The sequence below is a fragment of the Rheinheimera hassiensis genome (genome assembly GCF_022436675.1).
In the GTDB taxonomy this organism is placed as follows: domain Bacteria; phylum Pseudomonadota; class Gammaproteobacteria; order Enterobacterales; family Alteromonadaceae; genus Alishewanella; species Alishewanella hassiensis.
Genome location: NZ_JAKUJZ010000002.1, coordinates 1 through 23,052, shown reverse-complemented (window position 1 = coordinate 23,052; position 23,052 = coordinate 1). Strand labels below are relative to the sequence as shown.

Annotated in this window: 22 protein-coding genes; 5 read left to right on the top strand and 17 right to left on the bottom strand. The window is 48.6% G+C overall.

Going from position 1 to position 23,052, the window contains the following annotated elements; translation table 11 throughout:
- Positions 1–65 precede the first annotated feature (65 nt).
- The 6 genes from MJX74_RS02955 to manD all read right to left on the bottom strand — a co-directional run bounded on the left by MJX74_RS02955 (position 66) and on the right by manD (position 8,879).
- The gene (locus MJX74_RS02955; protein WP_240220780.1) at positions 66–1,088 is read right to left on the bottom strand and encodes a LacI family DNA-binding transcriptional regulator; all 1,023 of its coding nucleotides are present in this window, start codon (positions 1,086–1,088) and stop codon (positions 66–68) included.
- A 191-nt stretch (positions 1,089–1,279) separates the two neighbouring features.
- Positions 1,280–3,985 (bottom strand): TonB-dependent receptor, encoded by a 2,706-nt coding sequence (locus MJX74_RS02950; RefSeq protein ID WP_240220779.1) that lies wholly within the window; start codon positions 3,983–3,985, stop codon positions 1,280–1,282.
- Positions 3,986–4,216: 231 nt separating this feature from the next.
- A complete protein-coding gene (locus MJX74_RS02945) occupies positions 4,217–5,461 on the bottom strand; it encodes a sugar MFS transporter (protein WP_240220778.1) in 1,245 nt (414 codons plus the stop codon).
- Complete coding sequence (locus MJX74_RS02940) at positions 5,461–6,672, bottom strand: AGE family epimerase/isomerase (RefSeq protein ID WP_240220777.1); 1,212 nt, start codon at positions 6,670–6,672, stop codon at positions 5,461–5,463. Before MJX74_RS02940 ends, MJX74_RS02945 begins: the two co-directional genes overlap by 1 nt.
- Positions 6,669–7,664: a carbohydrate kinase family protein gene (locus MJX74_RS02935; RefSeq protein WP_240220776.1), complete on the bottom strand. Its 996-nt coding sequence runs from the start codon at positions 7,662–7,664 to the stop codon at positions 6,669–6,671. Before MJX74_RS02935 ends, MJX74_RS02940 begins: the two co-directional genes overlap by 4 nt.
- 6 nt (positions 7,665–7,670) lie before the next feature.
- The gene (manD, locus tag MJX74_RS02930) at positions 7,671–8,879 is read right to left on the bottom strand and encodes a D-mannonate dehydratase ManD (RefSeq protein ID WP_240220775.1); all 1,209 of its coding nucleotides are present in this window, start codon (positions 8,877–8,879) and stop codon (positions 7,671–7,673) included.
- A 171-nt stretch (positions 8,880–9,050) separates the two neighbouring features.
- Here manD and MJX74_RS02925 point away from each other — a divergent pair, with 171 nt between their 5' ends.
- From MJX74_RS02925 to MJX74_RS02915, 3 genes are all read left to right on the top strand, one after another.
- Complete coding sequence (locus tag MJX74_RS02925; RefSeq protein WP_240220773.1) at positions 9,051–9,800, top strand: FadR/GntR family transcriptional regulator; 750 nt, start codon at positions 9,051–9,053, stop codon at positions 9,798–9,800.
- Between the two features lie 80 nt (positions 9,801–9,880).
- Positions 9,881–12,289, top strand: coding sequence for a GH92 family glycosyl hydrolase (locus tag MJX74_RS02920; protein WP_240220771.1), 2,409 nt, complete (start codon positions 9,881–9,883; stop codon positions 12,287–12,289).
- Positions 12,290–12,298: 9 nt separating this feature from the next.
- On the top strand, positions 12,299–12,952 hold the full coding sequence (locus MJX74_RS02915; RefSeq protein ID WP_240220769.1) for an HAD-IA family hydrolase: 654 nt from the start codon (positions 12,299–12,301) through the stop codon (positions 12,950–12,952).
- A gap of 122 nt (positions 12,953–13,074) precedes the next feature.
- Here MJX74_RS02915 and MJX74_RS02910 read toward each other — a convergent pair whose 3' ends face one another.
- Both MJX74_RS02910 and MJX74_RS02905 read right to left on the bottom strand, forming a co-directional pair.
- On the bottom strand, positions 13,075–14,049 hold the full coding sequence (locus MJX74_RS02910; protein ID WP_240220767.1) for a GGDEF domain-containing protein: 975 nt from the start codon (positions 14,047–14,049) through the stop codon (positions 13,075–13,077).
- A 195-nt stretch (positions 14,050–14,244) separates the two neighbouring features.
- On the bottom strand, positions 14,245–15,621 hold the full coding sequence (locus tag MJX74_RS02905; protein WP_240220765.1) for an MATE family efflux transporter: 1,377 nt from the start codon (positions 15,619–15,621) through the stop codon (positions 14,245–14,247).
- A 134-nt stretch (positions 15,622–15,755) separates the two neighbouring features.
- Here MJX74_RS02905 and MJX74_RS02900 point away from each other — a divergent pair, with 134 nt between their 5' ends.
- Positions 15,756–16,640 (top strand): LysR family transcriptional regulator, encoded by an 885-nt coding sequence (locus MJX74_RS02900; RefSeq protein ID WP_240220762.1) that lies wholly within the window; start codon positions 15,756–15,758, stop codon positions 16,638–16,640.
- Positions 16,641–16,703: 63 nt separating this feature from the next.
- On the opposite strand, the gene MJX74_RS02895 is transcribed toward MJX74_RS02900, so the two are convergent.
- From MJX74_RS02895 to MJX74_RS02880, 4 genes are all read right to left on the bottom strand, one after another.
- Positions 16,704–17,252, bottom strand: a complete 549-nt coding sequence (locus tag MJX74_RS02895) for a cytochrome b (RefSeq protein ID WP_240220760.1) — start codon at positions 17,250–17,252, stop codon at positions 16,704–16,706.
- A 109-nt stretch (positions 17,253–17,361) separates the two neighbouring features.
- A complete protein-coding gene (locus MJX74_RS02890; RefSeq protein WP_240220758.1) occupies positions 17,362–18,234 on the bottom strand; it encodes a LytR/AlgR family response regulator transcription factor in 873 nt (290 codons plus the stop codon).
- 322 nt (positions 18,235–18,556) lie between these two features.
- Complete coding sequence (locus tag MJX74_RS02885) at positions 18,557–18,865, bottom strand: helix-turn-helix domain-containing protein (RefSeq protein WP_240220756.1); 309 nt, start codon at positions 18,863–18,865, stop codon at positions 18,557–18,559.
- Positions 18,855–19,172, bottom strand: a complete 318-nt coding sequence (locus MJX74_RS02880) for a transcriptional regulator (protein ID WP_240220754.1) — start codon at positions 19,170–19,172, stop codon at positions 18,855–18,857. Before MJX74_RS02880 ends, MJX74_RS02885 begins: the two co-directional genes overlap by 11 nt.
- 197 nt (positions 19,173–19,369) lie before the next feature.
- Here MJX74_RS02880 and MJX74_RS02875 point away from each other — a divergent pair, with 197 nt between their 5' ends.
- Positions 19,370–19,720: a hypothetical protein gene (locus MJX74_RS02875; protein ID WP_240220752.1), complete on the top strand. Its 351-nt coding sequence runs from the start codon at positions 19,370–19,372 to the stop codon at positions 19,718–19,720.
- Positions 19,721–20,243: 523 nt separating this feature from the next.
- Here MJX74_RS02875 and MJX74_RS02870 read toward each other — a convergent pair.
- The 5 genes from MJX74_RS02870 to MJX74_RS02850 form a co-directional block, all read right to left on the bottom strand.
- The gene (locus tag MJX74_RS02870; protein ID WP_240220750.1) at positions 20,244–20,714 is read right to left on the bottom strand and encodes a VOC family protein; all 471 of its coding nucleotides are present in this window, start codon (positions 20,712–20,714) and stop codon (positions 20,244–20,246) included.
- A 137-nt stretch (positions 20,715–20,851) separates the two neighbouring features.
- On the bottom strand, positions 20,852–21,181 hold the full coding sequence (locus MJX74_RS02865) for a hypothetical protein (protein ID WP_240220748.1): 330 nt from the start codon (positions 21,179–21,181) through the stop codon (positions 20,852–20,854).
- A gap of 100 nt (positions 21,182–21,281) precedes the next feature.
- Entirely contained in the window at positions 21,282–21,620 is a 339-nt protein-coding gene (locus MJX74_RS02860) for a hypothetical protein (RefSeq protein WP_240220746.1), read from the bottom strand.
- A 99-nt stretch (positions 21,621–21,719) separates the two neighbouring features.
- A complete protein-coding gene (locus MJX74_RS02855; RefSeq protein WP_240220744.1) occupies positions 21,720–22,043 on the bottom strand; it encodes a hypothetical protein in 324 nt (107 codons plus the stop codon).
- A 383-nt stretch (positions 22,044–22,426) separates the two neighbouring features.
- Positions 22,427–23,052, bottom strand: a 626-nt coding sequence (locus MJX74_RS02850) for an ankyrin repeat domain-containing protein (RefSeq protein ID WP_240220742.1), incomplete at its 5' end; no start/stop codon positions are given.

Below are 23,052 nucleotides of genomic sequence, written 5' to 3'. Positions count from 1 at the left end.
CAATTAAAAATATGACAACGTTGACATGAATTTTAAGCCCTTGTTTTTACTTTAAAAATGACAGGTTATGACAACAAAGATACAGAGTCACGTAATACCAACTGCAGCTCAAAGCCGCAATGTTCACTGTGCTGTTCCGATTCCAGCATTAAGCCAATCAGTAAATCAGCAGCTTTGGCCGCTATTTCTGCATTGGGTTGATGCACTGTGGTTAACCTTGGCCAGGTTTGGCGCGAGAACGGGCTGTTTTCAAAGCCCACTATCGATAAGTCTTGTGGTACCGCAAGTTGGTGCATACGGGCGGTAAATAAAGCACCGGCGGCAATTTCATCATTACAGCCAAACAATGCGCTGGGCTTGTCGCCGCGTTGTAATAGCTGTTCGGTCATGGCGACACCGGAGTCAAAGGTAAAATCACCGGTGATCACCAGTTGCTCTGACACTGTTAACCCGGCCTCGTGCAGCGCGGCGCAATAACCACGATAGCGGCCCAGTGAAGACTGGTGATCTTTGTGATAGCCCAAAAAAGCAATGCGCCGGTGGCCTTGTGTCAGCAAATGCCGGGTGATACTAAAACCGGCTTGTTCATCGTCGACATAAATTGTCGGACACAGATCATCCGGTGGTGCAGAGCCTGACACTATACGCACTACTTTGGCCTGTTGGGCCAGCAGTTGCTGCACCAGCTCACGGTTTTCTGACAGTGGCGGCGTCAAAATCACTCCACCAACCTGATTACTGCCAATAATGGTGGTTAGCTCCTGCAGCACCTGGCCAGAATGAGAATCTGTCGGGTGGATAACCAGCTCAAAGCCCTTCTGGCGGCACTGCGATAAAATGCCGTTTTGCATTTCTATTACGTAGTGGCTGTTGGGGTTATCGTAAACAAACGCCAGCGAAAACGGCGCTGTGCGCATTAGCCGCGCCGTGCGGTTGGGCTGATAATTCAGCTGGGCAATAACTGCCTGCACTCTGGTTTTAATGTCATCACTGACCCAGGCTTCGTTATTGACCACCCGGGACACCGTTTTAAACGACACCCCGGCGAGGCGGGCCACATCTTTGATGGTAGGTTTTTTGCTCGACATAGCGTCCATTAAGATTAACTAAGCATGCAGCGTGATTAACCGACTGTATACCGGTGCCCGCCAGCTGTCCAAATATCTTTCTGCTTACAACAGCTTAAGTTACACAAAAAACAAAGCCTGAACCAGTGCCGAGATCATTTTATCTGGCTCTGGTGCAGGCTTTAGCAGCGATGAAAGCTTAGTTCAGTAAATCAAAACTTATAGCTTAAACCCGCCATGTAAGTGCGGCCGCTGGTGGTGGTGTTGTAAGGCCGTTCACTGGAATCACTGTACTGCACTTCACGTTGGTTAGTCAGGTTAATCGCTTCCAGAGTAAATTTCAGCGAGTCAGTGATTTGGTAAAATGCTGAGAAATCGAAGTAGGTGGTGTCATGGAAACCACGCTCATCTTCGTCAGCTAAGCCGCCTTCAACTGCGCTGATGTATTTACTGCGGTGTGCAGCGGCAATACGGGCGCCCCAGCTGTCAGATTCATAATACAGCGTAAAGTTGTAGCTCTGTTTCGACAGGCCCGGGAAGCTTTTCTCCTGGTTCTCACCCGAGCCCTGCACGTTGCGGTACAGCGTAGTGCCATCTACCCAGGTATAGTTTGCAATAACACCCAACTGGTTGAACGGCGCCGGTAAAAAGTCCAGATCGCGCTGAAACGCTAACTCTGCACCTTTAATTTTTGACGCATCAGAGTTTTGCGGTGAGGTAACGTTAAACAGTGAATCCACTGTCGCGCCGGTAGGCAGCAGTGACGCCGGCAAGCCCAGTTCACTGTATGGCACGGTTACGGATTCAGTCACAATAAAGTTTTCAATATCTTTATGAAATACCGCCGCTGATAACGAGCCGACACCTTCAAAGTAATATTCCAGCGCTAAATCGAAGTTGGTCGATTCAAACGGCTTTAAATCAGGGTTACCAATGGCGATACGGCCCACTTCGCCCGGAGAACCCGTCATTTGTGCCACATTGGCCGACACCGAAATGGCACTTAATGCAGGCCGCGTCAGGTTTTTACCTGCGCTGAAGCGCAACAGTAAATCATCGCCCAGCTCGTACACCAGGTTTAATGTTGGCAGCACACCTGAGTAATCGCGCTCAATAACGATATCCTGTCCGTTAGACACACCGCTGGATGTCAGCGTGGTTTCATAGTAACGCGCACCAACAGTACCGCGTAATGTTTTACCGCCAATCAGCGATTCCCAGTAATACTGGGTGTATAAACTGCTGGTTTCTTCTTCTACCGTGTAAGAGTTAGTCTGGATAATTTTATCTTCACCCAGCTTTAAATCTTCCAGGCCATAAAATGCCTGCAATGCCCGTACATCTGCCTGCAACCACGACATATTCGGGTGCTCAGAGTAAACACTGGTGACAGCATCAGAAATGGTATTGATACCGTTATTTAGCGGTGTGGCTTTATTTTCAGCATAACCGCCGTCTTCACGCATGTTACCGCTGTTTTTAAACTTTTTGTAATTGGCACCAAAAGTTAAAATGCCGCCGTTATCAAAGGCATAATCAAAATCTGCTTTGGCATTGTCAAAATCGGTGGCGATATAATCTTCACGGAAGTACAGATCTTTTACTGTCCAGCCATCCAGCGCTGTCGGGTCAAAGTCGTAGGTATTAACACCGTAAAACCGATCCTGAGTAAAGTCGGTGGTAATACCGCCGCGGCGGGTTAAGTTAACTTTGTCTAATCTGGGTTGGTTGTAGTCAGAGGTGCTGGTACCCAGCTGAAACTTAACACCAAGATTATCGGTAATTTGCCAGTCGGTATTAAATGTCAGTTGCTGAAAAATAGACTCGTTGTAGTCTGAGCGGTTTTCCGTGCGGACAGTCGAGTTACTGAAGCGGGCATATACCGCCTCCAGATCGCCGTTATTGTCGAGAACTTCCAGCTCCTCAATCCGGCCCAGCGCAGTGCTGCTGGTACCACCGGTAGAAATATGATGCTCGTCCAGCTCGTTTTCCAGCTTGCCGTACATATATTCCAGTGCAAACTTCAGATCATTACTTGGCCGGTATTGCAGCGCAGTGGTTACGCCCAAACGCTGTTGCTCGTTGTCCCATACTGAATAACGGTTACCTCGGGCAAACCAGACATTACCATTAGCCGCTTCTGCGGCATCGCCCGCGTCAACGCTGTCGCTGATATTGGCTGCTCTGACTTTGCGCCAGCGATAGGTGTTATACCCCATCTCGCGTGATTCTTTTTTACTGTAGGCTACAGAAGCCAGCGCACCAAAGTTGCCCCAGGTGTTGGATAACATACCGGCAAAACGCGGATCTTTACTGTCGGTATTAGTGTTGGTGCCTAACTGCCCGGCTACTGCGCCCTGAAAACCATCATAATCAAACGGTTTGGCAGTGCGTAAATTTACCGTACCACCAATGCCGCCTTCTTCCTGATCGGCAGAGTAAGATTTTTTCACATCAATTTGGTTAAACAGCTCTGAGGCGAAAATATTAAAGTCGAAAGCCCTTGAGCGGCCAACTGCACCGCGGCTGTCCATTGGCGACGACGAAATACCCAACGCCTCCATGCCATTTACCTGCACCCGGGTAAAATCCGGCCCCAGGCCCCGCAGTGAAATCTGCCGCCCTTCGCCACCTTCGCGGGTAATGGCCACACCCGGCACCCGCTGCAGTGAGTCGGCCAGGTTCAGATCCGGAAAGTCGGCAATATCTTCTGCCACTATCGAATCCTGCGCAATCATCGAATCGCGTTTGATATCTTTTGCCCGGATCACCGAGCTGCGAAAACCTTTAACGGCAATAATTTCAACTTCTTCATTAGTTGCCTGTTCTGCTTCTTGTGCTAACACCGTGCTGTGCATACTTGCGGTTAATGCCGCCAGGATGGCCAGCGACATGGTGCTTTTTTTATAATTTTTCATGTCTACCCCTGTTGATTATTTTACGAGCGTTTTCACCTTAAACAACCATTGACACCGGTGTCAATTAGTTATCGTTTTTTACTTAAATATCTAAGCAAAAATCTGTCAAACTTGCTGAACAACGCAGTAACTCCCCGGTTACTGCCATCTTACTGCCCGGTAACGCTGGCTTTCCCAGCTGACAAGCCACATAAATGACACCGGTATCAAGTATTCAGCACAGTTGTCTATCTATGCTTTAGCGTCCGGCACAGCCTTGACTTTACTGCCTGCCAGGGCGTACCAGCCGATATACACATAAGCACAGGCCGGTACCAGAAAACTCCATTGCAACGACCATACATCGGCTACACCGGCCTGCAGCAACGGCATTAACGCGCCCCCCACAATGCCCTGACACAAATAGCCGGAAGCGCGGCCGGTATGTACACCCAGGCCACGAATTGCCAGCGTAAAAATAGTTGGAAACATAATAGAATTGAACAGCCCCACTGACAGAATGGCCCACATCGCGATTTCGCCATTACTATTCACCGCCAGTATAATCATCAGTACGGCCAATACGGCGTTAGCCGCCAACAGGTAACCAGGCGCAATAAAGCGCATTAAGCCGGCGCCAATAAAACGCCCCACCATAGCCGCGCCCCAGTAATAAGACACCATTTTGCCCGCGGCAACTCTGTCCATCCCCGCAATATCCAGCTGCATAAACAAGCTGACCAGATAGCTGCCTACTGCCACTTCAGCACCAACATAAAGAAAAATAGCCACCACACCAAAACGTAGCTGCGGATAAGTGCGCATAAGACTGACAAAACCGGCTTTGCTGCTGGTGTCGTTTTGTTGCAGTGCCGGTAAACGCAGCCAGATAAACAATAACGCCACCAGTACAAGTATTACCGCCAGCAATAAGTAAGGCCCCTGCACCGAGCTGGCGTCGCCAACCACTGTACCTGCCGATAAAATAAGCACCGCGCCAAACCAGGGCCCTGCGGTATGGCCCAGCGAATTAAGCGCCTGCGCCAGATTAAGCCGGCTGGCAGCATGGCGTTCATCGCCCAGCACAGCCACATAAGGGTTGGCCGACACCTGTAGCACGGTAATACCCGCCGCCAGCACAAACAGCGCCAGCAGAAAAAACCAATACCAGCCCAGAGCCGCCGCCGGGTAAAACAATGCCGCCCCGGCGGCCATAGTTAGCAGCCCTACCACCATGCCGCGCTGAAAACCAATACGCTCCAGTAATATTCCGGCCAGTGGCGATACGACAAAATAGGCACCAAAAAAGCAAAACTGCACTAAACCCGCCTGCAGATAGCTCAGCGCAAAGGCGCCTTTGAGGTATGGCAGCAAAATATCATTTAGCGCAGTAATAAAACCCCAGATAAAAAACAGCGATGTCATCGCCCAAAATGCCAGCCGGACATTCATCGCTGATTGATTGGTTTTTAATGAGGCAGAACCGGATAATTGCATTAGTTACTCCCTGCTGGCATCGCTGCCAATACATCAAAACAGGCACATAGAGTGTGATAATCACACTTGGCACCGGCACTGCTTTTTTCATTGCTGTAACGCTGGTTTTGCCGGTTTAACAAGCGGTACCAGGCGCCATACCGATGGTCAACCATATGCTGCCAGCTGTACTGCCAAAGCTGCTGATAGGCGCTCAGGTATTGCGCTGCGCCGGTGGTTTGGTACAGCAAGGCAGCGGCAGCGAAGCTTTCGGCTTGCACCCAGAAGTATTTGTCGTCGTCACACCAGTTACCCTGCGCATCGTAGCCATAGACCAGGCCGCCGAATTCGCTATCCCAGGCGGTTTTAAAAGCGATATCAAACAGGCTACGGGCTTTGGTCACAAGAGCAGGATCGGTGTCCAGCCGGTTTAACTGCAGTAACAACTTGGCCCACTCGGTTTGATGGCCGGGCTGAAAGCCCCAGGGCCGGTACAGGTTTTTCGGATCGTCTTTGTTGCAATCCCAATCGGGCAGGAAGTTTTCAGTGTAATGCTCCCACACCTGGCCGCCGGTAAGCGCGGCCTGGCGCACGGTAATATTGTTAGCCAGCAATTTGGCCCGGGCTAAATAGCGCGGCTCATTAGTGGCCTGATAAGCCGCCAGCATTGCCTCACACAGATGCATATTGGCGTTTTGGCCACGATAAGGGCTAAGCACACCAGCGCTGCTTATTTCATCGGCGTACAGGCCATATTCTGCCTGCCAGAAGCGCTGTTCCAGTAAGTCATAGGTTTCGGCAATTTTGGCGCGCCGCTGTGCAATACCTGCCTGCTGCACTGCACTGTATGCCAGCAACACAAAAGCATAACCATAGGCTTGCTGCGTCATATCCAGCGGCTGATGATCCTGCAACGTCCAGGCGTAGCACTGGCTATCGTTTTGGTAATGCACCTGCTCTAAATACTGCAGGCCATGCAGTACCACGTCTTTATACTCCGGCTGATTAAGCTCTACCGATGCACGGGCATAGTTAACAATCAGCCGCGTGCTGCTGACCAACTGGCGAAAGCCGGGGTTAAACAGGCTGCCATCATCCAGATAATTATGGAAAAAGCCGCCGCTGCTATCTATTAACCGGGGAGTGTAAAACGCCAGAATATCGCGACAATGCGTCAGTAAAAAATCCCGGTTATAACTTTGTTGCAGTGGCACAACAGAAATAAGGCTCATAGCTGAGTTCCTTCAACAGAGGCTGCACCGGCAACATCGGTCAGCACCGGTAAAGCAGGAAACGCCCCCGTACGGGTCACGGCATGGGCACCGCAGCGCGCAGCAAAGGCTAAGGCAGCCTCTATAGCGGCAGTTTCACGGCAAAAAGCCGCCAACTCCGGCTGTAAACTTAACTGATATAACAAGCCACCAATGAAGGCATCACCGCCAGCGGTGGTATCTACCGCCAGTACCCGCGGCACCGCCAGGCTGCCGTGGGTATGGCGGCTAAAATAGCGTACGGGTTTGTCATCATGGGTAATCACCACCAGATGCGCCTCTGCCGCCAGTAATTGCTGAATATACTGCTCTGGGTTATCGCTCAGGTAGGCCAATTCGTCATGAGAAAACTTCAGTAACTGCGCTTTGTTAACAAAGCCACGCACCACCTCTTTATCCGCCAGCCCGGCAGGCCAGAGGTTGTGCCGCAGGTTAACGTCAAAACTAAGCCACAAACCGTTATTACGCGCTTGTTGCAGTAACTCTGCTGTTACACCGGCAATGCCCGGCTCTACTAAGGTGTTGCTACAAAAATGCAGCAGGCTGGCAGCACTGAATAACGCAGGCCGGATTTGCGCACTGCTATACAGTAGGTCAGCAGATTGATCGCGGTAAAAGCTGAAACTGCGCTCGCCATGGCTGTCATGCGATACAAAAGCCAGTGCGGTTTTCGCTGTAGGGTGTAGCACAAGATGCTCGGTACACACCCCATAGTGCTGCAGCGCCTGTTGTAAAAAATAACCAAAGCTATCCTGCCCTACCTGACCGGCAAAGCGGGCGTTACCGCCCAGCTTCGCCACTGCCACAGCAGCATTAGCCGGTGCACCACCGGGGTACTGGGCAAACAATGGAATACTCAGGCCATCAGACTGTATTTGGCTCTGGCTGATAAAATCAATCAACGCTTCGCCAAAACAAACTACAGCGCGGGTGGCGCTATTACTGCTGTTCATGGCCGGTTACCAGTTAAACATGGTGCCATCTTCTAACCGGTTTACCGGCAGATAGGCACGTTTGTAGGGATATTTCGCCGCTTTGGCTTCGTCGATATCGACACCATGGCCCGGGGTATCGCCCACCTTCAGATAGCCATTATCAAAATGGTAATCGTGCGGGAACACCTCGTCGGTTTCATCGGTATGGCGCATATATTCCTGAATACCAAAATTTGGCACCCAGGTATCAAAATGCAGCGCCGCGCCCATGGTTACCGGGCTTAAGTCGGTAGCACCATGGAAGCCGGTACGCACATGGTATAACTCGGCCAGGTGCGCAATGCGGCGCAAATGGGTAATACCGCCGGCGTGCACTATGGTGGTACGGATATAGTCAATCAGCTGCTCGCTGATCAGTTGCTGACAATCATGAATAGAGGCAAACACCTCACCCACCGCTATGGGCGTAGTGGTATGGTGGCGGAATAACCGGAAACCTTCCTGCAGCTCTGCCGGAACGGCATCTTCCAGCCAGAACAGTTTGTAGGGCTCCAGCGATTTACCCAGCTGCGCTGCTTCAATGGGCGTTAAGCGGTGGTGGGTGTCGTGCAGCAGATGATGCTCATAACCATAGGTATCGCGTAGTGTTTCAAACAGCTTGGGTACGCTGTTCAGGTATTTGCTGGTAGACCACAGGTTTTCTGACGGCAAATCATTATCTGCCGGTTCGTAGTACATTTTGTCTTTTGATACACCATAAGTGCTGGCCAGACCCGGTATGCCGGTTTGCGCGCGGATAGCCTTGTAACCCAGGTCAATGTATTTGCCTACTTCTGCTACCGTTTCAGCAATATCGCGACCATTGGCATGGCCATACACCATAACGCCATCGCGGCTACGACCTCCAAGCAACTGATACAGCGGCATACCTGCCGCTTTGGCTTTAATATCCCACAGCGCCACATCGATAGCCGCGATGGCGGTCATGCCCACCGGGCCACGGCGCCAGTAAGCACCACGGTAAAAAAACTGCCAGATATCCTCAATCTGGCTGGCATCGCGGCCAATCAGACACGGCACCAGATGGTCCTGCAAATAACTGGCAACGGCCAGCTCGCGGCCGTTAAGGGTAGCATCACCGATACCATACAAGCCCTGATCAGTGGTGATCTTCAGCGTAACAAAATTTCTGCCCGGACAGGTTACAATGACTTTGGCATCAATGATTTTCATATTGTTCCTCAACTAAAAACTTGAATAGTGCTGACCAACCGACTAAATTGGTCTGGCCGATTTATAGACATTAGCATCTGGACTGTCCAATTTACAATAAAAAATAATTGGTCTGGCCAAATTTTTTTTAAAGCCCATTTTTTTGAAAGCCAATTTTGTTGAAAGAGTACGATGACAAAAACTGTACAGCTAACACCCAATACCAGCCCACAGCGTTCAACACCCGTAGGCTCAAGGCTTTACCTGCAAATTGCCGAAAAGCTGGCCGGGCGGATCAGCGCCGGCGAACTTCAGCCGGGCACCCGCTTGCCAGCCGAGCGCGATCTGGCACAAAGTTATGACGTAAGCCGCCAGACAGTGCGCGAAGCTCTGATCGCGCTGGAGGTATCCGGTCTGGTAGAAATACGTCCAGGGTCAGGTATTTATGTGCAAAAAGCGGCAGAAAAACGCCACGGTCTGAAAAGCTCAATAGTGGCTGACGACGCCCCCGGCCCACTGGAAATTATGGAGGCGCGCTTACTACTGGAAGGCGATGCCGCTGCGCTGGCAGCTGAACGCATCAGCAATGAAGAGCTGCAAAAACTCAAGGCTTACCTGCAACAGATGACACTGCTGGTACAGGCACAAAAAAGCAGTGAGGCCGAAGCTTATGACGGCAAATTTCATCAGTTAATTGCCAGTGCCACCCGCAACAGCGCGCTGCAATCGATGATTGAATGGCTGTGGCAACTGCGTGAAAGCTCAGAACTAAGCCGGTTATTTGCACGAAAAATTCAGCAACAGGTAGCCGGGCCCAATATTCTGGCGCATGAAAAAATTTATCAGTGCATCAGCCGGCGCGACGCAGACGGCGCCAGATCTGCTATGCAAGCGCATATCAGCGAAGTAACTCAGGCTTATTTACTGCTGATTTCAGACTAAAGCGGACAAACCACACTTGCAACTGGACAGGCCAATTTGTTATAGATAGCACTCTGTATTACAACAAATCCGGATTTCCCATGTTGTTTAGCTGTAAGCTGTTTAGTTTTAACTCAGACCGTCACCGCTTTGCTGCTGGCAAATTGCAAAGCCTGCTACTGGGCTTGGTGCTGTTTGCTACCGGGTTGCTCAGTTGTCTGGCCGCAAGTGCGGCAGAGCCAGAGCTGCAGCCGGTAGAGCTGGTATATCCCTATCTGGACACCGCTAACAGCCGCTGGTTTTACTTTAGCTCAGCGGCCCGGCCTTTTGGTATGGTCAGCCTGTTCCCCGACACCGAGCAAGTGGGTGAATGGGGCAGCGGCTACCGCTATAACTCAGACACCGTGCAGGGTTTTAACCATATTCATGAATGGCAGCTGGCTGGTTTATCGGTAATGCCGCTGTCCAGCACGGCACCGCTTGCCACGCTAAAACAGGACTACGCCTCAGCATTTTCGCATCAGGGCGAAGTGGTGCAACCCGGCTTTCACCAGTTACATCTGCAGCGTTATCAGTTAGATGTCGCCTTAACCGCCACTTCGCGGGTGGGCTTTCATCAGTACCGTTATGCCAACGATCAGCCGCAACAAGTGCTGTTTCAATTAGGCGGCCTGATGGGCCCTTCGCAACTGGGCCACGCGGAAGCCTGGCTGCAGGACGAAAACAGCTTAGCCGGTTTTATTACTAATCAGGGTACCGAGCGGCGTACCAAACCGGTCAGAGTGTATTTCTATGCTCAGTTTAATCAACCTATTGCCAAACTGGATGCCTGGCGTGGCAATATGGTATTTAACAATGTACAAGGCGTGAACGGTGATAACGCCGGTGTTGTAGTGCAGCTAACAGGCCAAAGCGCACCGACGCTGATGAAAGTGGCTATTTCGTACGTATCAGCAGAAAACGCTAAGCTGAATATGGCGACAGAACTGCCGCACTGGGATTTTACCCGCGTGCAGCAAGAAGCCAGGCAGCAATGGAATAGCCTGCTTAGCAATATTCAGATTAAAGGCGGCAGTTTGCAGCAGCAACGGCGTTTTTACACCGATTTGTGGCATGCCTTACAAGGCCGTCGCGCTATTTCTGACGTTAACGGCCAGTATCCGGATAATTCAGGCCAGCAGACCCGCCTTGGTCAGTTACCGCTAAACGAGCAGGGCCAGCCTAAATTTAACCAGCATAATTCCGATTCGTTCTGGGGTGCACAATGGACTATTGCCACGCTGTGGCCACTGGCTTACCCGCAAATTGCCTCCGATATGGGCAATAGCCTGCTGCAGTATTATAACGACAGCGGCTTTATTCCCCGCGGCCCCTCCGGCGGGCAGGATACGTTAGTGATGACAGGCTCGCCTACTACACCGTTTCTGGTATCTAATTATCAAAAAGGTCTGCGCGATTTTGACGTAGAGCTGGCTTATCAGGCAATAAAGAAAAACCACAGTTTAGAAGGCGTAATGGCCCGCGCCGGTTATGAACATTACAGCAGCACGGGTGGCGGTATGCGTTATTATCTTAAACAGGGTTATATCCCCTATCCGCTGCCAGCCGATGAAAGCAATTATGGCAGCCATCGTCGTGGCCCGGGCCAAACTCTGGAATACAGCTTTCAGGATCATGCACTGGCGCAACTGGCCAAAGCGCTGGGTAAGACTGCAGATTATAAAGTGTTCAGCCTTCGGGCTCAGAATTACCGTAACCAGTTTGATCAACAAAGCGGCTATATGCGGCCACGCAATACTGACGGCAGCTGGCAGCAACCGTTTGACCCTTTTGAATATGAAAATGGCTTTGTGGAAGCCAATGCCGCCCAGGGTACCTGGTTTGTACCGCATGATATTGCCGGATTGGCCAAACTAATGGGCGGTAAAGATAAGCTGATTAGCAAATTAAACACTGCCTTTGAAATTGCCGAACAGCAAGGCTTTACCGCAGGCACTGCCCATGCGCATGAAACCCACCCGGAGTACCGCCGTATTCCGATTAACTACGGCAACCAGCCCAGTATGCAAACAGCGTTTATCTTTAGCGCTGCCGGTGCGCCCTGGCTAACACAATATTGGTCACGCCGGGTGGTAGATGCGGTTTACAGTGATTTATCGCCAGAGCGTGGTTACAACGGCGATGAAGATCAGGGCTTAATGGGCAGCCTGGCGGTGCTACTAAAAATTGGCTTGTTTCAGCTAACCGGCGGCACTGAAGCCGATCCTATCTACTATATTGGCAGCCCATTATTTGATGAAATCAGCATTACACTGGACCAAAACCACTACCCCGGCCAGAAATTTGTCATTAAAGCCCTGCAAAATGGCGCCGACCGGCCTTATATCCAAAGTATAAAACTAAACGGTAAACCACTAGCACGCAGCTTTTTGTACCATAGTGAAATTGTCGCCGGTGGCCAACTTGAGCTGATGATGTCGGACAAACCGAACAAGAACCTTAAGCATTAAAGGATACCAATGACAAAGCTTTGCCTGCTGTTTGACAGCGACGGCACCTTAGTAGACAGCGAGTGGTTGTGTAACCAGGCACTGGCACTGCTATTTGCCCGCTATGATGTACAGTTGAATGTCGCAGATTTAATGCGTGACTACCGCGGCGGTGAACTGCAACGTATTTTTGACCAGTTAGCTGCTGTGCACAATATAACGCTGGATAACGACGCCGAAGCCTGGTACCGCGCTAAAGTAGCCGAATTGTTTGAGCAACAATTGCAGCCGGTAGCAGGTGTGCCGGAACTGCTGGCCTGGGTGCAACAACAGGGCTGGCCATGCGCGGTGGTAAGCAATGGCCCGCAAAGTAAGCTGCAGCAGGCGCTTAGCCGCTGCCAGTTGCTGCCATTTTTTAACGGCCATATTTACAGTGCTTATGATATTGATATTTTTAAACCCGACCCACGCCTGTACCTGCACGCGGCAGCGCGGTTAGGCGTAAAACCAGAGCAATGTGTGGTTATTGAAGACAGCCTGCCGGGCGTAAACGCCGGTGTCGCCGCCGGTATGACCACCATTTTCTATAACCTGCATAATGAAACCAGCCCGTCAGCCAAAGTGATTGAAATTCAGCATATGACGAAAATTAAGCAGATATTAGCAGAGTTAGCTGTTAACTGAGGCGCAGAAAACCCAGTGCGGTTTCAGACATCTCTATATTGCAGGTGAAAGGTTTTGGTTTAAGGGTTTGCTTTGTGCGTTGCGCAAGGTGCCCTTTATGGTTACTGGCTAGTGGTTGCCGGCTAGTGATTGCTGAATACGGCGAGGTCACGACCACTTTCTTTTGCCAAATAAAGCGCGTCGTCTGCACGTTTTAGCCAACTAGCCTCTGTAGTACCCGGCACCCAGGCAGCAACACCAAATGACACCGTTATCGCTTCACCATCTGGTGTTTTCAGGTCTGTTCTAATAGCCGCTCTGAGATTATCAACAAACGCATGTTGTTGCTCACCGCTTTGAAGCATTAACAACACAAACTCTTCCCCACCAAACCGGTAAAGCCGATCGTATTTTCGAATATGTGATGTGGTAATGCTAACAAAGTCTTTTAGCACCTGATCGCCAACAGCATGGCCGTATTTATCATTAACGGCCTTAAAGTGATCTAAATCTACAATGGCTAATAACTGCTTAATACCGCTACGCTCGGCATTATATAAAGCGGCTTGTATATCTGAACTCATAGCCCGGCGATTAAATGCACCGGTTAATGCATCAACAGTATTTAGCGCTTTGAGCAAACGAAACTGTTTTACACCATGGCTGGCATAAACAAAGGCGCTTATTGATAACATCAATATCGTTACAATGAAGGAGCCCATTGAAACGGTATCAAAAATATCAGATAGCGCTATCAGAGAAGCTCCAGCGACCATATTTATGCCAAAGGCCTCCATCGGTTTTACCAGAATAAAGGTGCTTGCAAATACAGGGTAAACCCACAGGAAGCTGTTTATACCGTTTGCTACAACAATTGCTACAACACCAATATTAATAAATAGCGCTAATATAGCGCTAATAAGACGGATTTTTTTGGAGTAATGTGCATAAGCAACTAAAGCGATCATCCCTACTACTAAAGTCATATCAATGATCGCAGCAGTGATGTTGCCTTCAAAATAACGAATAACTACAAACGGAAAAACGCCCAGCACCGCTACACAACTCAGTAGCAACAATAACGACAGTTGATATTTTTGCTGTAGCTGATTGATCATAGCGTTACTCACTGAGCTATTTAATATAACAACTGCGTATTGCGGTTATTCCGAAAAATAAGCCAGGGGGAGCTCCGGCCGTCTGTTAACCGTAATTTTCGCCGACACTTTACGCTGAGTGATTATATTAGTCTAGTTCTCATCAATTCTGCTGTCAGTTTTATTTGGTAGCGCTGCAGCACCAGCAGTATTTTATTAGCAATGAGCCACAAGCCTATTTGTATTGCTCTGCTTTTTATGCAGTTGCATCAGGCCTTTGAGGTTAACCAATAGCATCGGCAGTACAATCAATACAAAGGCGATGTTGGATAACGGCACGGCCAGCCAAACACCATCAATGCCAAGGAACTTCGGCAAAATAAACAAAAATGGCAGCTGAATGAGTATATTGCCCAGAGATACAAACAGCGCCTGGCCGCTCTTACCAACGGCAACAAAGTAAATAGCAGCCATAAACAGGAAGCCATCTAAAAACAGTGCCATCAAATGCAGCCGGATACCGTTTTTACTTGCCTCAAGCAATGCCTCGTTGCCGCTGGTAAAAATGCCGATAAACAGCTGCGGAAAAAGATTAAGCAGTATCACCATAGCAATACCCGAGCCTACAGTGACAGAAAACGCCAGTTTTACCGTTTGCGTAATGCGTTTGTATTGTTTGGCGCCTAAGTAGTAGCTTACCGGCGGCTGCAAGCCGCTTACCAAGCCCTCGGCAAAGAAGTAGTAACAGCTGGCTAAATAACCGACAATTGCAAAGGCCGCCAATTGCGTGGTATCACCATAGGCCATAAATTGCTTGTTATGAAACGCCATAACAAAGCTGAAATAGATAAACATCACCAGATTTGACGAACCTAACTGCACAATACGGCTGGCAATGGCTTTATCACATTGCTTTATCGCCAGTTTGGTTTTGGCTTTTGACGACATAAAATACCGCAGGCACAGCACACAGGTGGCCAGCTGCGCAATTAAGGTAGCGATAGCGGCGCCTTGTAATCCCATATCCAGATGGGCCAAAAACAGGTAGTCCAGCGCAATATTCGTTAAGGCACCGACGATAATAAATACCGTTGCCAGGTTCGGGCTGTCGTCATTGCGTACCAGCATCGGCATGGCACTGGCACCAATGGAAATAAGCGCCCCAAACGACATGATCTGCACATAGCTCCAGCTCATGTCCATCGTTATGCCGGTTGCGCCTTGTAGCGTTAGCAGGCTTTTACCAAAGGTAATAAACACCAGGGTGGCGAATAAACCAATTAACACCACCAACACAAGCGCGGTAACCAGTGTTGCCTGGGTGCCTGCCAGGTTGTTTTCGCCACGGTATTTAGACAATACACTGCCGCCCCCCATACCCACCAGCAAACCAAAGCCCATAATTAAACCCAGCAGTGGTATTGCCATATTGATGCCTGCCAGCCCGCTGGCACCAACAAAGTGGCCGACAAAAAAGCCATCAATAATTTGATACAAACCGCTGACTAACATGGCCACGATAGACGGAATGGCAAAACGCCAAAATGCGCCAGCGACAGAATGCTGCGGCTGAACGGGTGTTACGACTTGCATGATCTGATACCCATAGTGTGAAAACACCGGCATGATATATAAAAATAAGATACATTAAAGTTAGCTACCATCTGATTTACGGATAGGTTTAAGCCAGGCAACGGCTGTTAACCGCGCAGCTTAAGGAGATAGCAATGAACTGGACCTTAGATCAATTACTGGCCTTTGTTACCGCTGCCGAGCTGGGTTCTTTTTCCGCAGCGGCCAGACAGTTGCATAAAGCGCAATCACGAATCAGCAGTGCCATTGCTAATTTAGAACTTGATTTAGGTTTTGAGTTATTTGACCGCAGTTCGAAATTCCCGGCCCTAACCGCGCTGGGTAAAGAAATGCTGCCCGAAGCACGGGCAGTGCTTAACCAATGCCTGCGCCTGAATTCAAGAGCGTTGGCGGCGGCCAGCAAAGAGCCCATTTCGCTGCGTATTGCGATAGATGAAGCCTTACCGCTGGAGACCATTCACTCTATTTTTTCTCACGTCGGCGATTTATTTCCAAATACCCATTTGGTTATTACCAATGGCTCACAAGACGACATTGCCATGGCCATTGCCAGGCAAAAAGCCGACATTGGTTTTATGCTCAGCAACAGCGCTCTGCCGGCAGAGTTAACCTTGCAGTCTTTAGGGCATTTTAAAAAAATACTGATTGTCGGTAACAAGCACCCGCTGGCCAATGCCGGTGTATTAAGTCTGGCGCAACTGCAGCAGTACCGGCAGTTTGTGCTGTGTAACCGTTCCGGCGAGAACCGCGAAAATGCCTTAAGCCCAAACCACTGGGATTTAGACAGTTACTATTTAATTTGTGAGCTGGTAACCCAAAATCAGGGCTGGGCAATAGTGCCGGAGCATATCGCCGGGGCACAGTGGTTTGTTGATCAAATAACAGCGGTAAAAACCGACTTTTTAAGCGATATATTAGTTGAAATAGGCATAGTAAAACGTCTCGACAGCCCAAGCAGTGAAATCACAGAATGGATAACAGAAAAAATGCGCCATTTAATCAACAACCGGGCGGTTTAACTATGCATAGTGCCAGTACCGTCAGCCCCGGTATCATACGAGTGAGAGTTAGTGGTAAAAGAGTTACTTACCCAGCATACGCAGTAATGTGCGGTCTTTATCAAGCAAGTGATGTTTGCATGCGCCCACAATATGCAAAACAATAGCAACAACTAAGGCGTATCCTATAATTTCATGGCTTTGCTCACCTATTGCCGACAGCAATTCATTATAAGGGATCACTTCTCCCGGCTGCTCAGGGTCGTCGTTGCTTTTAACAAGCGTCAAGCCAAAGATACCGAAACCATGCCCGCTCATTCCTGAATAAAGCATGCCGGTAATTGGCATAGCCAGGGTGCCCAGCAGCAAAATCCAGTGAGTTAGTTTCGCCAACAACTGTTCAATTTTCTGGTACTGCCCTACAGGTGCTGGCCAGCCCTGTTTTAATCTCCAGCACACCCTTAACAGGATGACGACAAAAAGAATGATACCTGTCGATTTATGTATCGGATAAAGCGAAAACGTTTCCGTATTCGCCATATAAATACCAATCAGGCTAAGTGCAATAAAACCAATAGCAATGCTCCAGTGCAGGCTACGACTGGTTAAACCAAGATGACTTTGTGTGTCCATAAGCAATACCTCTGCGTTATCAATGTAAGACGTAGAGCTCATTTCAGCCTGAATGGACCACAAAAACAGTCTTTATGGTGTGAGTATCCGATTTAAGGGATTAATGGAATTATGCAGATTGCGACGTGGCAAACTTATAAGCTTTCAGAGCTTGTTTGTAGCTTTTGCTTAAGGGCAGTTGCTGCGCATTGCGTAAAACGACAACACCATTGCCAGCTGCTTGTGTAATGATGCGATCTATTGCTGCAATATTTACTATGTAAGAGCGGTGAATACGCACAAAGCATCCCGTTGGCAAATCCTGTTCGAGCTGCTTCATCGATGCTCGCAAAAGGTATTTCTCATCTGCACAATAAAGTTCGATGTAGTTCCCTGCAGCACAAATCACTTCGACAGAATCCCATCGGATCAAGCGCTCTCCATTGCCTTTGATCACCAACACATTGTGGCTTTTGGGCCTGTCGACAGCTGCTGAAAATTCTAGCGCACCTTGCTCATCTACTGATGGCGCTGGAAGCTGCTGGCTATTCTCAACTTTGACAGGAGCTAAACACCATTCCCAGATGATCACCAAAAATGCTAACACGCTAAGTTGGATTGGAAAAAAATCCACAACTCCGGCAACAAAGCCAAACTCAGAATTAAAGTACATCTCCACACCAACGCGCGTAATCAAGGCTGCGCTAAGCATTAAAATAACAAGCCCAGCGTAGCGAAGAACAAAGTTTGAGTTGTTGCATTGATGTATTCGCCGCAACTGCATCATCAATACCGGAGTAATAACTAGCCATGGCGCGTATTCTCTGAATCCCCAGATAAAGGAATGAACGAAGGTATCTGTTGATACAGCGACAAACTGATTATACAAAATACAATACAAAGTCGCGGCCGTCAGAAATACTGCCCAGCCAAAAAACGACAAAACTATATCCCTGTGCACCGATAAACCAGGTACTGCATTTGTAGTTCGAATCGCTAACATGTATAGCTCCATAGCAACTTAAGGTGAAGAGTTTAAATTGCCTCAACGGAGACGACAATACCGATCTCAGCGTTTTTGCTGCGCCTTGGATATAGGTAATGATCGGTCCCTCACTTCTGCCGTTACCCACTCTAGCTCTACAAGAAAATAACAGCCGTAAAACGGGCTTTTTAAGCGATATATTAATTGAAATAGGCATAGTAAAACGCCTCGACAGCCCGAGCAGTGAAATCACTGAGTGGATAACAGAAGAAATGCGCCACTTAATAAATAGTTATGCTGTTTAGCTGAGCATCAGCAAGCTTGTTTGCCCGGCCACATTTTAAGCCATTACTTCTTCTAGTATTTGCGGGTATTTCGACACAATTTTCAGCAAAGTTTCAGCTGCGCCTGATGGCTGACGCCGGCCCTGCTCCCACTGCTGTAATGTGCGTGGTGAAATATGCAATGCCTTAGCAAATTGCGTTTGTGACAAGCCACACTTTAACCGCGTAGCAATAATCTCGTTGGGCTCAACAGCATAGCTTTGGCCGACTCTGCCAGCCTTAACATCACGGATCGCCAGTAGCAGTTCTTCGCCAATGTTGCGGCCAGCATCTCTTTTCAGCAGCTCTTTTTCATCAATCGGCATTACCCATCTCCTGTGCTATTTGTTTCAGCAAGTGAGCAGGGATATTCTCCAGCGCACTCTTGGCGTAAATAACTAACAACACCAAAGCCCCGCTTTTAAGTTGAGTCGTGTAAATCACTCTGACTCCGGCGCGTTTTCCGGCTCCTGAGCGCGACCAGCGGATCTTCCTGCAACCGCCGGAGCCCGGCACCACGTCACCCGCTTCAGGGGTGGCAGCTAAAAAAGCGGCAAATTCGGCTCGTTCTTCTTCAGTCCAATAATCAGGCCACAACTTGGTAAATAGCGGTGATTCAATAATTGTCAGCATAAGCGCACCATACGCCAAAGGAGTATAAAATTCAAGTTAGCGTGCCGCTGTATGTTTACAACCCAATCACCAGTGACAAACCAAATTGATAATTATTTGTTTATAAATAGATAATTTATATATATGATTTCAATAATTTTTGCTAACACTAAAGTGGCAGCAAAGCGTCCTTACTACGGCAGGTTATGTATAAATCTATGGCACAAATAAAGAATATAGTTGCACTAACCCTATTCGCTTTCGTCACGTCCTCTTGCAGCAATGCCAGCGAGAGTGATGATATTTTCGGCCGCTGGGTGATGACAGAAGTGGTTTATGATGATGGCAGTGTCAATCAACTGGAAGCCGGCAACTTTGTTGATATCAATGCGGATACCATAACAGAGGTTATTAAGGGCTTTGGCAACCGACAGTACCCCTATACCAGGCAAGACAAGGTGCTTACGTTAACTGCGGATGATGAGCAAATTACCTGGCAGATACTCAGTGAAGCAGCTCATAGTTTAGAAGTTGCTACTCCGATTGGAAAATACAAGTTAACCCGCTGATAAATCGTCAGCTAACCATGATGACAGATAAAGCAGTCTATCTTGCTGATGGATAACTGACTGGCCGCTAGCGCGGCCAGAACAGCGGTTTATCTATTACTCTGGGAGCGCTCATATTTGTTAGGCCGCGAGCAAGGAAATCCCACTAGCTGCGATTCTTTATTCATCGGTGGAGCTGGTAATCGAAAGCTCGAGGGCATTGCCGTTGATGTCTACGAAGAGGCCGGCTGCCATCCTTGAATCGGATCCCTACCTCGCCTGGTTGGTGGGGCCAGACAGTCTCGACCATTTTTCCACTTAGCAGCTCAGTGGCCCGTTTTGCTTCCTCTCAAGCGTCATGAACTTTTCCCTTGCGGCCTAACGCCTTGGCTCAGTTGCCGCCGGAGCAGCCGAAGGCAGCGGAGGGAAGCCGAAGCGCGGAGCGCTTTGGGCAGTCAACTGCAGCGATTTGTCGGGCACCCAAGGCAACCTCAGTAAACTGTTTGAGTCGTCATGAAGTTGTGAAACATGCCCGAAAATAGAATCATTTATCCAAGGACGGCGGTTGCATGAGTTCAAGTGCTGTTCCTGACGGACCTACGATATACATCACACGAGTACCAGCACGCGAGCCTTCTTCGATCTTCTGGGGTCGACCTTGAGCTTTCCAGCCATAATAACCGACCTTTTCGATCACTGCCTCAATGTTGCTTACTTGAATGGCCAAGTGAAGTATCCCGGCACTGTAAGGCCTGGAGGGAGCCTCCGTGCGCTTTGTAACATCGTCGTACTCTAGCAATTCGATTTGTTGGCCAGCGAGCTCAACTATTGCCATTTTTACGGTTGAATTCTTGGCGCCGGTCACCTGCGTCAGGAAGTCGCCAGCCATTTCACCGGTGCGGATAAGTTCAGCGCCCAGGGCTTCGGTCCAAAACAGTATGGCGTCGTCGAGAGACGGCACTGAAATGCCTACGTGGTCTGAACGATAGACCTCAAAATTTAGTGACGATGTCATTGATCACCTTGAAATTACGAAAGTTAACTATTGATTGACTTGCCGCACTAAACGACAGTGCCTAACGCAAAGCTTTGGGGCGGCTGGAGCGCAGCGTAAGCCGTCCCAGCCACGACAGTGGCGACAACAGCGCCTTGTTATGTAGCATTACAGATAACCTTGCCAAATACATTTGCCCGAATCTCTTCACATTGCTGTTTACCATCTTTGACTTCAATGGCATCGCTACAGGCTTTATCCCTGACTATCGGTCGGCTATTTGGTTCTATTTTACTAATACCGCCAGGGCATAGACTTTCGGCTTTATCATGCCACGTATTTAAAAGTTCTGCGCCTGATTGCGAAGAACCATATACGGTAACTAAATGAACGCTACCTTGCTCATTGCTGCTTATCGAAAATTCCACTTCACTTGCTAAACAAATGAGTGAAAACAAAACTGAGCTAGCAAATATCAATGATTTCATAAGGCTACATAACGCTTTGCTAATTGGCTGCCGCAGTCCAGTGGAGGCCGCGCTTTTTGTGGCCGGAACAAAATTAAGCAACTTGTTATACGTATTGAAGTTAATACAACACTTGACTGTCATTATAAAAGACCAAAAAACACTCGCCTTCAGGACAGCTATATTTCGCATTGAAATACTTATATCCATATTCATGGCGCGAATGGTAAATAGTGAAAATGCCTTCTTTTCCTTCTATTTTGTAAACTGTCGCTCCGGTTTGTTCAGGGTATACCTTTATAACATGGCCCAAATGAGTTACCGGAAGCCCCCCTTTAAATGCACTGAATACCTCTCGCTTGGCCGACTCGCTAACATCACCAATTATTTCAACAGAATAGGTGTTGAAGCAAACTGTTGTAAGCACAAAAAATATTAATGTTTTAATCAGATTTGGCATAGGTATAAATACGTATAACGCCCGGCTTTGGGGCGGACTTGTAGCCGCGCAGCGGCGGAAAGGCCGTCCCAGCCCCGCAGGGGCGACAACAGCCGTTTGTTAGGCTTCATCACCGTATTCCAAAGCATCTTCAGCCATACTTTTTATGAAGCCTTCACGAGCTCCATACTCAAACCACGATGGCCATTTATCTGGGTAGGCGCCAGGGCCAGAGCCCCATACTAGGTGGACGTTTACGTAAGTTCCGTCATCAAGAACGACAACTACGTCGTCGCAATCAATGCGACGGCCAATCACTTTCCCACCCCTCCCGTATAAGGGATGCTTTCTTGTAATTTCCTGCTCGAACTGCTTTTGTACCCCTGGAATCTCAGCAGAGAACTGAATTGCACGCCAAGGCTCTTTCCACTCGATAACTGACAAGTAACTCTCCATAGGGCCTAACGCCGCAAGCAGCGGCGAGCGTTAGCGAGTCCAGCAACATTGCTTTGTTATGTTTATTTATTAAATTGGCTGAAATACTACCCCGAAGTGCAACACCGAACAAGCCGCTTTTAAAATGAAAAACCAACACGAGCACGCAACCAATACACTAGAAACGTACCCTATATTTTATGACTGGCAACAAATTGTGCGAGCCGAGAGTGAAACTTGATTTTAAACATTAACGAGTAATGACGAGCAGATTGTTGAGAAAAAAGATTTGCTGATGAGTGTTAAAATTTATCTTTTGAAAAACATAACGCCGCAAGCAGCGGCGAGCGTTAGCGAGTCCAGCACCGCAGGTGCGATGCTGACTTGCCTTGTTAGCTGCCGCTTGCAAACTTATTAAAAAGCTCACGGATTTCCTCGTTTTCGACTAGCTCAGCAGCAGTTTTTCCTTCGGAGTTTTCTATAGTGAGGTCAACTCCATATTGAAGCAAAGTAGCAACCACTTCTGTTCTATTATTTGCAATCGCAATCATCAATGGTGTTACGTAAATACCGTCCAACCGAATATTAGGATTGGCACCATTTGCAAGCAAGCGGGTAACAATTTCATTAAACCCTGAAAGAGAAGCGCCAAAAAGTGGGCTCGTGCCTTGAAGATTGCTCAAATTTGGGTCTGCACCACTTTTAAGCAAATACTCAACTAAATCTGAGTGTCCTTCTATGGTTGCTGCTAATAGCATCGTCGTGCCATTGGAGTTGATAATGTTTATATCAAATCCTTCGTCTACATAAGCTTTTACTGCTTCAATATCGTTTTGTGATGCAATTTCAATCGGATCTGTCTTGGCGCACCCCGCAAACGAGAGGACGCAAGTGATATAGCCCAAAATTACAAATGTACTTTTCATGGAATACCTGACAGCTAACGAGCCTGTAGAAAAACCTGTTGAACGCACAGTGTTTCTACTCCGGCCTTTCTGTTTATTATTTGTTAGCAACT